The following is a 15,102-nucleotide window of genomic DNA, read 5'->3' as shown; positions in this document are numbered from 1 at the left end:
AACCAAAAGTAACCCGCCGTAAAGGCGGAAAGGTGACTCAAGGGCACTGATGCTGCGGCGGGTGTACCCGGTCCAGATAGCCTGCCATTCGCGAGCAAGCTCCAACGGTCTAACTGATCAGTATTGGGGCTAAGGCCAATACGGGTCAGTCAGGCCGGGTAGGAGCGGCTTCAGCCGCGAAGCGACCGCCTGTTCACAACAAATGCAGTGAGTTTCCTGGCGCTTTCGCGGCTAAAGCCGCTCCCACCGAGCTACATGCCGCTTAAGCGAACACTATTGGGGCTAAGGCCAATACTGTTCGGTTAAGCGCCTTGCGGCTTGGTGGGAGCGAGCTTGCTCGCGAAAAGCGGGCAAAGTCGCTGAATTTGCTGTGAACGTGACGCCGCCTTCGCGAGCAAGCTCGCTCCCACGGGCTAACTGACCAGTATTGGGGCTAAGGCCCGTGCAGTTTGGTCAGACCGGATGGGAGCGGCCTCAACCACGAGCTTTCCGGCCTCGGCAGAGGCATCGAATTCAGTCAATTCCCCGGCTTAACGCCATTGATCTCGCCCCGACTCAAGCTCTGTGCACTGTTCCCAAGCGCATCGGTCGCGTTCAAGTCCGCACCCTGTGCCTTCAGCGCCTCAAGCAGCTCCTGACGATGGAAGAGCGCCGCATACATGGCCGCCGTCTGCCCGCTGGCATTGCGCTGATCCGGACTGCACGGGGCGTTGAGCAGGCGCTGGGCGATGCGCACCTCGCCCTTGAAGACCGCCCCCATCAACGCCGTATTCCCGTGCAAGTCCTGGGCACAAGGGTCGGCCCCCGCCGCCAGCAGCTGTTCCACGGCGTCGCGCTGGCCATGGTAGGCCGCGAGAATCAAGCCGGTGTAGCCTTTGTCGTCATGAACGTTCAAGTCATAACCGGCCTTGATGAATTCATCCAGCATTGCCTGGTCGCCGCGACGTGCGGCGTCGAGGAAGTAGCCGCGCAGGCGTTGTGCGGTGTCACCGCTCTCATTGGGCAGCGCTTGCTGGCCTTCAGCGTAGGTGGTGTTGAGCATCAGCCCCAGTACGACCGCCGCTATCCATCTGTACATGGTCTCGACCTCCTGAATGCAAGGCGGGCCCGCAGGCCCACCCGTCTTCTCGTCAGTCCTGCAGCTTTGCCGCCAACTGCTGAACACGCTTCAGGTCGGCCTTGGCGACATTCGCCAGGCCAGTGCCGTAGTCGCTGTCAGCCTTGTAGAAGAACGACAGCATGATGTACCGGCTTTCCTCATCGGTGACCGCCAAGGCCCCGCCCAGACTGTTGATCAGGTCGGTCTGCTCCTTCTTGCTGTATGAGCGGAACAGCTCGCCCGTCTGCTTGAAGTTCTGCTCGCGCTGGATCTTCGCCTGCTGGGTGGTGCCGCTCAACGGCATCTGCGAGTAGCGCGCGCTGGGCTGCTCCTCTCGTGGCTGCAGACGGCTCGGCTGGTAATTGACGCCACTGGTGGTATGTCCGCTATTCGTCTCGCCATCCTGATTGATGTTATTCACGTCATTACGCGGACGGTTCACCGGCAGGCTGAGGCCGTTGGCACCGATCCGGTACATCTGCGTGTCGGCGTAGGCGAAAAGACGCCCCTGAAGCAGACGATCTTCAGACGGCTCGATCCCAGGCACCAGGTTCGACGGCGCCATGGCTACTTGTTCGGTTTCCTGGAAGAAGTTGTCGACGTTGCGGTCGAGCACCATCTGACCAATCTTGCGCTCCGGCACGTCAGGCCAGATCTTGGTTGCATCCAGTGGATCGAAATCGAACTTGGCCAGTTCTTCAGGCTTGAGCACCTGGATGTACAAGTCCCATTTCGGGAAGTTGCCATCGTTAATGGCTTTGACCAGGTCGTGAGTCATGTGGCTGTAGTCACGCCCCTGCACTTCTTCGACTTGCTTGGGGTCGAGATTCTTCTGTCCTTGCAGGCTCTTCCAGTGGAACTTCACGTAGTGCACTTCGCCCTTGGCATTGACCAACTTGTAGGCGTGCACGCCGTTGCCGTCCATCTCACGGTAGCTGGCCGGAGTGCCCTCGTTGGAGTACAGCAGGGTCAGCGTACGCGTCGCTTCCGGTACATGAGAGAAGAAGTCGAAGCGGCGCGAGTCATCGTCGAGGTTGCTGCGCGGGTCAGGCTTGAAGGCATGGACCATGTCCGGAAACTTGATCGCGTCACGGATGAAAAAGGTCGGGAAGTTGTTGCCGACCAAGTCCCAGTTGCCATCGGCGGTATAGAACTTGGTGGCGAAACCGCGCGGATCACGCAGCGTTTCCGGCGAATGGTTGCCATGCACCACGGAGGAAAAACGCACGAACACCGGGGTCTTCTCGCCGGGGCGGAAGACCTTGGCCATGCTCAGTTCGCTGATGTCGGCACTGGCCGTGAACTCACCATGGGCGCCTGTACCACGGGCATGTACCACGCGCTCCGGAATGCGTTCACGGTCGAAGCGCTGCAGTTTTTGCAGCAGTTGAACGTCCTGCAGCAACACCGGACCATTCGGTCCGGCGGTCTGCGAATTCTGGTTGTCGCCGACCGGCGCACCGTTATCGCGGGTTAACGTGGCAGCCTGCACGGACAATGACAATAGGCTCGCAGCCAGTGTTGCAGCAACTAACAGGCGGCCGGGTTTAAAAAAGCTCAGCGAAGGATTCATAGGTGGACTCCGATGTCTCTAATTGGGCATTTTCGCTCGCAGAGAGTAGTAAGCCCCCTCCGGAAAATTTAAATAGATTCTCTAGATGCCACCGATGAGGTTTTTCAATAACGCCACGCTACTTAGTTGATTAGTTGATTCGAGCACGCGCAGATCGGCCAGATTTTCAATCGAGGGCACTAAACAAGACCCAGCGTCAGCAGCACGACCACCAGATAACGCAGCCCCTTGGCCAGGGTAACGATCAGGGTAAAACGCCACAGTGGCTCGCCCATTACCCCGGCCACGACGGTAAGGGCGTCGCCGATCACCGGCACCCAACTCAGCAGCAACGACCAGTAACCGTAGCGGCCATATTGGAGGCGGGCCTGCCCCAGGCGCTGTTCAGACACCGGGAACCAGCGCTTGTGGCGCACCCGCTCTACCGAGCGGCCAATCAGCCAGTTGGTGATCGAACCCAGCACATTCCCCAGGGTCGCGGCCAGCAGTAACAGCCAGGTCAGGTAATGCCCGGAAATCAGCATCGCTACCAGCACCGCCTCCGACTGCATGGGCAGCAGGGTGGCAGCGCCGAAGGCGGCGAAAAACAGACCGAGGTAGCTGGACAGTTCGAACATGGCGGACGAGCCTTGAAACGGGGGCGCCATTCTAACCGTCTCGTAGCAAAACGATATCGGGTCAAATTGACCAAGCAGAGTCATTTTGACCAAAGCAAACCAGCAGTCTTAATGACTACAAGCAGCCAAGAACCCCGGTTTACAAGGCTTGCGGAACTGGCACGGAAGTTGACTCCTCCCTGGTAATCGTCATCCAGCCAAGGAGTCACCCATGCTCAACGAAGCGCAACGCGCGATCATCAAGGCCACCGTCCCGCTTCTGGAGTCCGGCGGTGAGGCGCTGACCACGCATTTCTACCAGATGATGCTCGCCGAATATCCGCAGGTCCGTCCGCTGTTCAACCAGGCCAACCAGGCCAGCGGCGCCCAGCCCCGAGCCCTGGCATTCAGCGTGCTGATGTATGCACGACACATCGACCGCCTGGAAGCCCTTGGCCCGTTGGTGGGCCAGATCGTCAATAAGCACGTGGCACTGCAGATTCTGCCCGAGCACTACCCCATCGTCGGCACTTGCCTGTTGCGCGCCATTCGTGAAGTGCTGGGTGAAGAGATCGCTACCGATGAAGTGATCGCCGCCTGGGCTGCGGCCTACGGGCAACTGGCGGATATCCTCATCGGCGCGGAAGAAGCCAAATACCTTGAGAACGAAATCGCCCAGGGCGGCTGGCGCGGCGCGCGAACCTTCAAGGTGGTGCGCAAGGAACGCGAGAGCGAGCAGATTACCTCGTTCTGGTTCGAGCCCGAAGACGGTGGCGCCGTGGTGAGCTTCGAGCCCGGCCAGTACCTGGGGTTGAAGCTGCTCATCGATGGCCAGGAAGTACGCCGCAACTATTCACTTTCAGCCCAGGCCAATGGCCGTGGCTACCGCATCAGTGTCAAGCGCGAAGCCGGCGGCGTGGTCTCGGGTTACCTGCACGACCGGCTGCAGGTCGGCGAGCGCATCGAGCTGTTCCCACCCGCCGGCGATTTCGCACTGGAGGCCTCGACTCGCCCGCTGGTGCTGATCAGCGCCGGCGTGGGCATCACTCCGACCCTGGCGATGCTCGAAGCCGCCCTGCCGACCGGGCGCCCGATCACCTTCATCCACAGCGCCCGCAACGGCAGCTTGCAGGCTTTCCGCCCCTGGCTGGAGGAACAGCAACGCCAGCATCCGCAATTGAGGCTGCACTTCTGCTACAGCCAGCCACAAGCCGGCGACCGCTTCGACGCACAGGGCCGGCTGTGCCAGGAAGTGCTGGCCAGCTGGTTGCCAGAGGACCGCAACCTGGATGCCTACTTCCTCGGCCCGGCGGGTTTCATGGCCAGTGTCAAACGCGACCTCAAGGCCCTGGGTGTGCCCGTAGCGCAAAGCCACTACGAGTTCTTCGGTCCGGCCGCGCAGTTGCCGGACTGACACCCGCTCTACCTCAAGCGCCAGGGCCCGTGACGTTGGTCACAGGCCCTGGCGCTTGAACATTTACAGTTGCCCTGGCAGGCGGAAGCCGCGCAGCGCGCTCATGTCGAACGGGCTGGGCATTCGCTGGCTGGCCAGCAGGTAATTGGCCCGCAGGCCGCCAAGCTCGGCCTTGAACAGCAGCACGTCACGTCCGCTCAAGGGCTCGCTCTGCAGCAGGTCCAGCAGGCGGAACAGCGACCAGGGCCCGACGTCTTTCTCGATCCCCACCGCACGCCCTCCTCGGCGCTCGACCAGCAGGCTGGCCGCGCCCTGCCCTTCGGCGTCCGGCCAAGTCAGTGGCAACGGCACGATCGGCCCATGTCGGTATTCCTGCCGCGCCGCTCCGAAACGGAACTCCACCCGGCTGGCGGCGCTGTCCAGGCCGTAAGGTTCCAGGCGAAAGCGAATCTGCGGCTGCGCCGGGTCTTCGGCGAAAAACGCCTCGCGAATCCGCTGCGCCCTGCCCAACTGTTCGAGGAAAGCGACCGACATTGGCAGGCCGTGCCCATCGACGCTGCGCAAACGCAGGTTGCCCGGCTGACCACTGACGAAGGGTTGCAGGTGTCGCTCAACGAAGCGTTCCAACAGGCCCTGGGGCTTGAAGAACTCGCGAAAGTCATTCAAAGCCACGTCACTGCTGGCATGCGCATGGAAGGGATAACGCTGCGCCAGGGCCTTGGCGTAGAACGCGTGCAGCTCGTTCCGATAGCGCTGGTCCAGGTACCGATACGCATCGGCCAGCATCAGTCGCCAGGCATCGTCGGCCAGCACGGCGAACCAGTCGGCCGCCGGGCGCGGCAGGCGTGCGGCACTGTTGCGCAACTGGCTCAGCGCATCACGCTGGCCGCCCATTCGTGCACGGGCCATGTCATAAGCCAGCTGTTCAGGCTGGCTGGTACGCGCCAGGCTCGCCAGCTGTTGCTGCACGGCGTCCAGTGCCTGCAGCACCCCAGCCAGCTCGGGCACTGGCGAGTCGTCTTCATCGAGCAGGCGGTGCAAGGGTTCGAAGCGTCGTTGCAGCGTCTTGCGGGCATTGTCCGGCGTGGCCAGGGCCTTGCCGGTCTGCGCCAGCGCCGCCAGTCCCGCTGCGGGTTGAGGACTGGAGTCCGCCTCCTGGGCGGGGGCAAAGCGGGTGTTGTCGCGAATCTGCACCAGCATTTGCACCACCGGTGAATGCGCCGACAACAGGCCGTTGGCCAGGTCCGCGCCCTCACCGGCATCGTTGAACGGCAGCAACCCCAAACGCCCCACGGCTTCGCTCCAGTAGCGCGCGTAGTCGCGGAAATACAGCTGTTCCAGTTCCGTAAGCAATTGGCGCATCTGCCGGGCGCTCAGCTCGCTGCCCCCGCCGAGAATCCAGTTGTCACGCAGCAGTTCGCTGACATGAGTGGCGCTGTGCACCGAGAACAGCTGTCGGTAGCCCTGCCGCGTATACAGGCCGGGGATGCCATGTTCGGCGCCGACGAACAGCTCACGTTGCGCCCCCAGGTGCTGGCCCAGGCGGTATTCCGGCAGGTCTCTGGCCTGCTCACGCAGCACCTTGTAGGCCAGGCTCGCCAAGGATTCGCCGCGCAATACCTGGCGGGCCTGGCTCACCAGCTTGTCATCCAGTGGCTGGCTGAACGGCACCTGCAGCAAGGCACCGAAATGCCGGTTCAGGCCCTCTTGTACCTGCGGCTGGGCCGGGTAGATTCGCCCCCACTCCTCGTCCAGGCGCTGCGCCAGCCAGGTCGGGTCACGCCGCGCCGGCAGGTTGAGCATCAGATAGGCGCGCAGGTTGTCCAGCAGTGCATCACGGTCGTGCAGGCTGGCACGGATGCGGGTTTCTAGCAGGCGACTGACCCGCGGCAGCAGCTGCGTCTGCAACTCGGCGTGGTAGGCGGCGACCACCACCGGCCGGGTGACGCCGCCCTGGTACAGCCCGTTGCGCTCATGCCAGGCCAGCGCCTCACTGGCGGGAAACACCTGGGTGGCCTGCCAGTGGTTATCGAGCAGCTTCAATGTGGTCTGGCTGTCGGCATCCGGGGTCAGAAGCTGGCGATGAAGCGCCCCGTCATTGGCCAGTTGGCGCAGACTTTCGAGACGCTGATGATTCAACGCGAAGCCTTGGGTCCACAGCAGGCCGCCCACCACCAGCGCCGCCAGGCCGGTGCTCAACACCGCACGCTGGGTCCAGCGGATGCGCCGCTGCTCACCTGGCTCCAGACCGGCCAGGGCGGCTTCAGCGAACATGACGCGGGCGAACAGATCATGGATGAACAACGACCGGCTGGGTGCGTGTCTTTCCGGGTGGAACTCCATCGTTCCATCCCGTTCCTCGTCACCCAGCGTCGGCACCGCCGCGCTGGTCAGGTAGAACCCACGCAAGCCGTGCACGGCCCCCATTCGCCCAGGCGTGAATACGCCGTCGATGAAGCTGCACAGGCGCTCGCCCAGCACGGCCATCTGCTGGGCGAACTCCAGCATCAGACTGCGCCGACGAACGTCCCGGTCATGATGCAGGCGCCCCAGCAACTGGCTGTCCAAGTGCGCCAGCAAGGCCTGCACCTGTTGGCGAACCTGATGCGGGTCAGTGGCCATGCGCGGCGACGCCAGGCTGGCCCCCAGCACCTGTTGCTGCTGTTCCCGGCTCAGCGAGCTGAAGAACGCGGTGAAGCCCGGTAGCTGATCGGCCTTGCTCAGCACCAGGTAGACCGGTACCTGGGCGCCGAGGATGCGGCGAATTTCGTCCAGGCGCTGGCGCAGCTGCAACCTCAGCGCCTGCATGGCCTGCTGGCCGCCTTGCAACAGCATGGGCACCGGCACGCTGAGCAGTACGCCGTTCAACGGCCTGGCCCGGCGACGCTGGCGCAATAGCCTGAGCAGGGTTTTCCAGCCATGTGCATCCACACCGGCATCGAGCTGAGTCAGGTAGCGTGAGGGTACGTCGATCAGCAACGCCTGGTCGGTGACATACCACTCGCACTGGTCAGCGGTACGCTCGGCCGCCAGGTCGAAACTGTGCAGAGGAAACTCCAGCCCTGAACAGGCCAGCAGGCGGGTCTTGCCGCTGCCTGGCGGGCCGATCAGCAGGTAGCAGGGTTGGCGGCGCGCAGCAGCACGACTCAAGCCGCAGGTGGTCAGGGCACGCATCGCAGCGGCAAAGCCCAGGCGCAGTGCCTTGCGCTCGTCACCCTGGCGCAACAGCTCGGCCTGGCGTACCGGGTCTTGCCCGGCAGCACGCCGTTTGGACCAGCCGGCCAGCAGCATTGCCGCGCCCCAGAGCAGCAGCAGTGCGCCTGCCGTCACCAGCCGGGCGCTGACCGACGCCCAAGGCCGCGACTCGTCGATGGCCAGGCGTGGGCCGCCCCACCACAGCAGGGCAATCACGCACAGCAGCAACACCAGGCTCCAGAGCCAGGCCTGGCTCAGTATGCGCAGGCATTTATTGATCATCATCTTCATTGGCGGCCTCGCGTGCCTTGCGGTTTTTCATCCAGGATCAGGCCCTGCGCCTGCCATTGCTGCACCACACTGTCGCGCTGCTCGCCCAGTACCCAGGCAAAACCGGCGTACAGGACGCTCAGGCCCACCGCCGTGAACAGCGCGACCAGCCAGCGCGGTACGATGCGCAACGCTGGCGGTGGTTGCTCGCCAGGCCTTGGAGCTGGCACTGACAACTCACCGGAGGGGTCGCCACGCCAATGACGGATCTGCCGGTACAGCGCATCGCGGACCTGCTCCAGTTCCACTGCGCCTCCCGGCTGGACCCGGTAGCGACCCTCGAAGCCCAGGGCCAGGCACAGGTAGCTCAGTTCCAGCAGTGGCAGGTTGCGCAAGGGGTCTTTCGACAGTTGCTCCAGAAAATGGAAGAAGCGGTCACCACCGAAGGTCTCGTTGTGAAAGTGGCTGAGCAGGCTGTGTTGCGCCCAGTCGCCGTGCCGTCCCCAAGAGGTGGTGAGCACGGCCTCGTCGAGCACGGTGCACAACAGGTAGCGGGCAGTTTCGACCTGTTCGCCGTCGGCACCGGCATGCAGGGCCTGTCGCTCGAAGTCACGCAAGCGCTCGCGCAGTTGTGCATTGAGCGGGTCAATGGCCGGCTCGTTTTCGTCGTAGCGGATGCGCACCAGGCCGCTGAGCAAAGGCATGGCCGCCGCCACCAGGGCGTTACCGGGGGGGATTTCAGGCTGGCCTGGCGGGCATGAGGATGAAGCCGTGAGTGGCCGCGTCGGCCATGAGGTATTCAAGAATCCAGGGGCTGCGTGCTGTGGGAGGGAATGATTCATGGATGTCAGTTCCTGATCGCCCAGAAGCTCAGTTCGAGGTCGCTGAACTCGCCCGAGACGTGCAAGGCGAAGCCGCCGGAGCTTTCCAGCTGGGCCAGCTCTTCGCTGGCGGGTTCGAGGACGAAATAGATCTTGTTGGCATGGAACGGCATCTGCTGCGGCGCCACGGGCAAGGGCCTGAAACGGATACCCGGCAAGTGCAGGTTGACCAGCTGGCGGATACGCTCCACCGCACCGACCTTGAGATGCGCCGGCAAGCGCTGACGCAGCGTTTCGCTGTCGCAATCGGCACTGGCTACCAGTACGAAGCTGCAGGAGGCCAGCAGGTTGCGGTCGTGCAGCACGGCGACCTGAACGCCGTATTCGCGAGGCTCCAAAGGCAGTTCGATGGCATGCTGCTCCAGGACCATCGACAGCGCGTGGCGGATAGCATCCATCAGCGGCGTGAAGCTGGCGTGCAGGTCTGCGTGCCGATAGTGGCCCTGCACGACGGCACGCTTGCCATCGCTGGCCAGGGTCGCCAGGTCGCCAAGCAGTGCCAGCAGCTGGCGGTACAGGTCCTCCGGTACGAGGCGCTGTGCCTCCAGGCAGTGGCGCAACAACAGTTCATGACGATTGATCAGTTGCAGCATGAGCAGGTCACCCAGCTGCGCGCTGCCATGGCTGGTGGTGTCGCCCAGACGCTCGGCCAGGATATCGCCCCGGTAAGCCAGCAGGCTGATCACTTCCTTCAGGCACGACAGCAGCCAGGTGCTGGCCTGGACATGGATGACGCTGGGCAGGAAATCTGCCGCCAGGGTGACCACCCCCGCAGCAGTGGCCTCACGGACCTGGCAGAGCTTGAGGCGCACCCAGCCTTCAGCAGCGGACGGCTCACCGAGCATCAGGCGCAGGTCGGGGCGCGCGCAGTGCACCAGGCTGCTGGCCTCCTCACCAGCATTGGAATCGGCGACCTGCATCGGGTACGCGATGAAACGCGCCAGCACATCGACCTGTTCGGGCTGCCGCGCCTCGACATGATTACCGGTCACCAGTGGCAAGGCCAGGTACACCGCAGCATCGGCAGTACCCGGCGGAATATCCAGCGCCAGGGGCTGTGAGGCGCCCGCCAGGTCGAACAGCGTACCGTCGGGCAGGATGCCGCTGGCCTGGCTGACCACCAGCTTGCCCATATTGAGAAACTGCACGTCGATCTCCAGCGCGAAGAATCCCCAGTTGTAGCCACCGAGCTGACAGGTGCGGGCGCGCAGTTGCTGATCGAGATAGCGGTCGTTGTGCTGCAGGTGCTGGGGACGCAGCAGCATGCCTTCCTGCCAGATGACCTTGTGCGCGATCATGGCTGGCCTCCCTGACTGCCCGGCGCGACGGGCGCCTGACCCAGACCTTCTTCGTCCAGTAGCAGCACGGCTGTGTTGCGCTGCCCTCGGGACAAGCTGAGTACCTGGCGCCAGCGCCCCGAACCCAGGTCACGGTAGCCCGCCAGCACACCGACATAGCGCCCCTGCTCGACCAGCAGCTTGAGCCGACGGGTTTCGCCGGGGCGCAGCTCCAGTTCTTCGCTGGCCAGCAGGTCCGCGGCCAGATTGGCGCGGGCCCGCTCATAGAGGTCGAAGAACGCACTGGCCTGGAAAGCCGCCGGCTGGCGCAACTCGTACAGACGCACCACCACTGGCGATGGGCGCCCATGCAGGTCGGGGTTGAGTCGCTCGCTGGCCGCAAGGGTCAGGTCGAGCCGCGTCGGTTCAGGCTCCGACAGGGCCGCGCAGCCGCCGAGGCCCAGCAGTACGCACAGCACCAGTGCCCCGCTCACCGGCTGTCTGGCAGGTGAAATTCTCGCACTCACGGCTCAAGCTCCAGGGCCGGCGGTTCGCCGAGCGGGCGGAACTGGTGGTGGTCGGAAGGTTGCAACAGGCTGCAGCCGGTCATACCGGCAAGCGTCAGCGCCAGTGACAAAATACGCCACGTGGTTGGGGACATCGGTGAATCTCCAGATCATGAGGTGGCGGTTTCAGCAACCGCCATCGGGTAGGGATTGAATGTTCAGGCGCTGCAGGCGGTACTGCAGGGTGCGGCGCGCCACGCCCAGCTGGCGGGCGGTCCTGGTGCGGTTGCCGCCGTTGCTGTGCAGGCTCTCGATCAGCAATGAACGCTCGAAGCGCTCCAGTCGCTGGCGCAGGCCAGGTTCGCGCTCGGGCAGCGCACCGGGACGGCAGATGAAATGTTCCAGCGACAACTGCCCGTCCTCGCACAGCAATACCGCGCGCTCGACCATGCCCTTGAGTTCGCGGACATTGCCGGGAAAGGCATGAGTGGCAAGGAAATCCAGCACCGCCGGGGACCAGCGCAACGGCGCCACGCCGGTTTCGCCAGGACGGCTGGCCTGGCTCGCGAAATACCGGGCCAGCGGCACGGCATCGCCGGTGCGATGACGCAAGGCTGGCAGTTCGATGGGAAACTGCGCCAGGCGGTAGTACAAGTCTTCGCGGAACTGCCCCGTCTTGGCCATGGCGAGCAGGTCTCTGTGTGTCGAGGCGATCACTCGCACATCGATGCGATGCGTGGTGTTGGCCCCCAGTGGTCGTACTTCACCCTCTTGCAGCACACGCAGCAGCTTGGCCTGCAAGGCCAGAGGCATGTCGCCGATTTCGTCGAGCAACAGCGTGCCGCCATGCGCGGTATCGAACAGCCCTGGACGGTCGCGCAGGGCACCGGTGAAGGCGCCCTTGCGGTAACCGAACAGCTCGCTTTCCAGCAGGCTTTCCGGAAAGGCGGCGCAGTTCTGGACCACGAAGGCGCCTGCGCGCCGGGTGCCTTGCTCATGGATAGCGCGCGCCGCCAGTTCCTTGCCAGTGCCGGTTTCACCGGTGAGCAGCACCGTGCAGTCACTGGCCAGGACCTTGCTGATCATGCGCCGGGCATCGCGGATCGCCGGGCTGTCGCCCAGCAGCCCGAAGTCGTCGGAGCACGACGGGTAATGCACAGGTGTCTCTTGCAATAGCGGTACCTGCAACGCGGCCAGGCGGCTGGAGAGCAGATCGCCAAGCTGACTGAGCAACCCGCTGTGATGACCCAGTGGCAAGCGCCTGGCGCTGACACACAGCAGCAGGCCAACGGCCTTGCCTCGGCGGTCGCACAATGGCACGCACAACAATGACTGCCAGGGCATCTGAGCGGACGGCAGGAAGGACGTGTCGTGCAGCGCGGGGTCGAGGCTGTCCAGATGCAGCGCCGTCCGCTGACGCAGCACGAACGCCAGCAGCGGGCAGCTGTGGTAGCTCGGCAGCGCTGCGCACTGGCGTGGCGAGAGCGGCGCGACCAGGTGTTCGGCGGCAAGCTGCAGGTCCGGGCCGCCATCTGCCAGCAGGTACAACTGCCCCAGCTCACAGCCAGTGATATACGACAGTGCCTGGACGAAGTCGTCCTTGAGACGTTGCGGGCACTCGTTGCTGAACAGACGGAGGCAGCGCATCAGCAGGGCCTCGGCCTGCTCATCGAGAATCGGCGGGGTCATTTCAGGAGAACTCCCAGGCCAGAGCGCCTTGCGCATCGAGGTCGGCATGCGCATGTTCCAGGCGTTCCCCCCTGGCCATGGCGGCGAGCAGGCGGTCGACCAGGGTCGGCATCAACCCGTTTTCCAACAGCTGATCGATGAGCCTGGCCCCGCTGTGGTCCTGACGGCAGCGTGCGCTCAGGTGCTCGGCCAGCCGGGGGCTGTAGCTGAAGCGCAGGTCGCGCTCGCGCAGCCGGCTGGCCAGGCGTTGCAGCTTGAGCGTCACGACCTCACCGAGCACTTCGCCCGCTATCGGGTAGTAAGGCACCACCTGCATCCGCGCCAGCAGCGCCGGCTTGAAATGGCGGATGAGCGTGGGGCGAATGTGCTCGGCCAGCAGCGCGGCCTCAGGCCGTGCGCCGTCGGCACAGAGCGCCTCGATCTGTTCACTGGCCAGGTTGGAAGTCAGCAAGATAAGGGTGTGACGGAAGTCGATCTCACGGCCTTCGCCATCGTTGGCCAGGCCTTTGTCGAAGATCTGGTAGAACAGGTTCAATACCTCAGGATCGGCCTTCTCGACCTCATCGAGCAGCACCACCGAGTAAGGGCGCTGGCGTACCGCCTCGGTGAGCATGCCGCCCTCACCGTAACCGACATAACCCGGCGGCGCGCCGATCAGCCGCGACAGGCTGTGCTTTTCCTGGAATTCGGTCATGTTCAGGGTGGTCAGGAAGCGCTCGCCGCCATACAGCAGGTCGGCCAGGGCCCGCGCCGTCTCGGTCTTGCCCACGCCACTGGGGCCTACCAGCAGAAATACCCCCACCGGCGCATCGGCGCGGTTCAAGCCGGCAGCGGCGCAGCGCACCGCACGATCGAGCGCCTGCACGGCATGTCCCTGCCCACGAATGCGCGCCTGCAGGTCGCTGGCGAAGCCCTCGACCCGCGTATTGTGTTCTCGGGCCAGCTGCTGCACCGGCACCCCGCTCCAGGCGCTGACCACTTCGGCCACCACACGCGGACATACCTCGAAACTGACCAACCGCTGTCCGCGCTCATGCTCTTCCAGTTCGGCCCTGGCAACCGTCAGTTCACGCGCCAGGCTGCTGCGCTCCTCAGGCAAAGCCTCATCCAGACCCATGCCGCCAGGCCAACCGCCATCGTCCAGCGGTAGCCGCAACGCCAACAGGCGACCGGCCTGTTCACGCTGGATGTGCCAGTCCGCTTCCAGGCGGGTCAGCTGCCGCTCGAGTTCCGGCAAGCGGGCCTCCAGGCTGGCCAACGCCCGGCGGTCGACCCGCAACCCGGCCAGGGCATCCCGGCGCAACGCCTGCACCTGCCGGTAACCGGCAGCCCGCTCACCGCGCAACCTGGCCAGGCTCTGTGGGGCACTGGCCAGGCTGATGCGCACCCGCGCACAGGCGGTGTCCAGCACATCCACGGCCTTGTCCGGCAGTTGACGACCGGCCAGATAGCGAGCCGACAGGCTGACGGCGGCCTGCAAGGCATCGTCGCGAATGTAGACCCCATGGCTGCGCTCGTAGGTGGCAGCCAGGCCACGCAGAATCGCCACCGCCTGCTCTGGGCTCGGCTCGTTGACCTGCACAGGCTGGAAGCGCCGAGCCAGTGCGGGGTCTTTTTCGAAGTAGCGCTTGTACTCGCTCCAGGTCGTGGCGGCGATGGTGCGCAACTGGCCACGCGCCAGGGCGGGCTTGAGCAGGTTGGCCGCATCGGCGGCGCCGGGCTGGTTGCCACTGCCGATCAGGGTATGGGCTTCATCGATGAACAGGATTACCGGGGGCATGGACCGGCCGGCTTCGTCGATGACCCCTTGCAGGCGCCGCTCGAATTCACCCTTGACGCTGGCCCCCGCCTGCAGCAGTCCAAGATCCAGAGTCAGCAGCCGCACAGCCTCCAGCACCGGCGGCACCTCGCCCGCCACGATGCGCAGGGCCAGGCCTTCGGCCAGCGCGGTCTTGCCGACCCCGGCCTCGCCTACCAGGATCGGGTTGTTCTTGCGACGCCTGGCCAGCACGTCGATCATCCGGGCGATCTCGCTGTCGCGACACAGCACCGGGTCCAAAGCGCCCTCGCGGGCCTGGGCCGTCAGGTCATGGGTAAAGCGCTCCAGCAGGGAGTCGCCGCCAGAACCGGCGCCCGCCCGGGCGCCAGGTTCATCCACGCTGGCCTTCAAGCGGCTGGCATCGAGTTTTGCCAGCCAGGGCTGGTAGGCGCAGCCGGCATGCGCCAAGGGGTTATTCAGCACCGCCAGCAACAACGCGGCTTCGCCAACACTGCTCTGGCCTAGTTCGAGGTGGGCCAGCAGCAGCGCCTCCTGCAGCCATTGCACCAGCTCGGGGGCGAACGCCGGGTTGCGCGAAGTGCTCTGCCCCGGCTGCGGCTGTAACAGGTTGCGCAGCGCCCCGGCATCGACGTCGGCATCACGCAGGCCCTGCGGCAGCAGCCCCTGGGGGCGCTCCAGCAGGCATAGCAGCAAGTCCTCGACGAGCACTTGGCTGGCGCCCCGGGTCACGCAGCGTTGCGCGCAGGTTTCCAGGTCGCGGCGCGTGTCGGCGTCGAGGGCCTGAATGAGTTTTTGCAGGTCCAGATTGATCATGCTCAAGGT

Annotated in this window: 11 protein-coding genes; 1 reads left to right on the top strand and 10 read right to left on the bottom strand. The window is 64.5% G+C overall.

Annotation, left to right across the window (positions count from 1 at the left end; translation table 11 throughout):
• Nucleotides 1-517: 517 nt before the first annotated feature.
• The 3 genes from QZ497_RS09405 to QZ497_RS09395 all read right to left on the bottom strand — a co-directional run bounded on the left by QZ497_RS09405 (nt 518) and on the right by QZ497_RS09395 (nt 3,289).
• Nucleotides 518-1,078, bottom strand: a complete 561-nt coding sequence (locus tag QZ497_RS09405) for an ankyrin repeat domain-containing protein (RefSeq protein ID WP_295473451.1) — start codon at nt 1,076-1,078, stop codon at nt 518-520.
• Nucleotides 1,079-1,130: 52 nt separating this feature from the next.
• On the bottom strand, nt 1,131-2,672 hold the full coding sequence (gene katB / locus QZ497_RS09400) for a catalase KatB (RefSeq protein WP_295473448.1): 1,542 nt from the start codon (nt 2,670-2,672) through the stop codon (nt 1,131-1,133).
• 179 nt (nt 2,673-2,851) lie between these two features.
• Nucleotides 2,852-3,289 carry a YqaA family protein gene (locus tag QZ497_RS09395; RefSeq protein WP_295473445.1) on the bottom strand — a complete coding sequence of 146 codons (438 nt, stop codon included), beginning with the start codon at nt 3,287-3,289 and terminating at the stop codon, nt 2,852-2,854.
• Between the two features lie 211 nt (nt 3,290-3,500).
• Between QZ497_RS09395 and hmpA the strand changes: the two genes are divergently transcribed.
• Entirely contained in the window at nt 3,501-4,682 is a 1,182-nt protein-coding gene (gene hmpA, locus QZ497_RS09390; protein WP_295473442.1) for an NO-inducible flavohemoprotein, read from the top strand.
• Between the two features lie 63 nt (nt 4,683-4,745).
• Here the strand turns inward: hmpA and tssM are convergent, their stop codons facing one another.
• Genes tssM through tssH form a run of 7 tightly spaced genes read right to left on the bottom strand, consistent with a single transcriptional unit; the run spans nt 4,746 to nt 15,093 of the window.
• Nucleotides 4,746-8,168, bottom strand: coding sequence for a type VI secretion system membrane subunit TssM (gene tssM, locus QZ497_RS09385; RefSeq protein ID WP_295473439.1), 3,423 nt, complete (start codon nt 8,166-8,168; stop codon nt 4,746-4,748).
• Nucleotides 8,165-8,989 (bottom strand): type IVB secretion system protein IcmH/DotU, encoded by an 825-nt coding sequence (icmH, locus tag QZ497_RS09380; protein WP_295473436.1) that lies wholly within the window; start codon nt 8,987-8,989, stop codon nt 8,165-8,167. The genes tssM and icmH overlap by 4 nt, the downstream gene beginning before the upstream one ends.
• A 5-nt stretch (nt 8,990-8,994) precedes the next feature.
• Nucleotides 8,995-10,326: a type VI secretion system baseplate subunit TssK gene (gene tssK, locus QZ497_RS09375; RefSeq protein ID WP_295473433.1), complete on the bottom strand. Its 1,332-nt coding sequence runs from the start codon at nt 10,324-10,326 to the stop codon at nt 8,995-8,997.
• Nucleotides 10,323-10,832, bottom strand: a complete 510-nt coding sequence (gene tssJ, locus QZ497_RS09370; protein ID WP_295473430.1) for a type VI secretion system lipoprotein TssJ — start codon at nt 10,830-10,832, stop codon at nt 10,323-10,325. Before tssJ ends, tssK begins: the two co-directional genes overlap by 4 nt.
• Nucleotides 10,829-10,966, bottom strand: coding sequence for a hypothetical protein (locus tag QZ497_RS09365; RefSeq protein ID WP_295473427.1), 138 nt, complete (start codon nt 10,964-10,966; stop codon nt 10,829-10,831). The genes tssJ and QZ497_RS09365 overlap by 4 nt, the downstream gene beginning before the upstream one ends.
• 31 nt (nt 10,967-10,997) lie before the next feature.
• The gene (locus QZ497_RS09360; protein ID WP_295473424.1) at nt 10,998-12,548 is read right to left on the bottom strand and encodes a sigma 54-interacting transcriptional regulator; all 1,551 of its coding nucleotides are present in this window, start codon (nt 12,546-12,548) and stop codon (nt 10,998-11,000) included.
• Nucleotides 12,502-15,093: a type VI secretion system ATPase TssH gene (gene tssH, locus QZ497_RS09355; protein ID WP_295473420.1), complete on the bottom strand. Its 2,592-nt coding sequence runs from the start codon at nt 15,091-15,093 to the stop codon at nt 12,502-12,504. Before tssH ends, QZ497_RS09360 begins: the two co-directional genes overlap by 47 nt.
• Nucleotides 15,094-15,102 lie beyond the last annotated feature (9 nt).

This window comes from uncultured Pseudomonas sp. (assembly GCF_913777995.1).
GTDB lineage: Bacteria > Pseudomonadota > Gammaproteobacteria > Pseudomonadales > Pseudomonadaceae > Aquipseudomonas.
The sequence above is the reverse complement of the archived record's forward strand: the minus strand, read 5'-3'. Positions and strand labels throughout refer to the sequence as shown.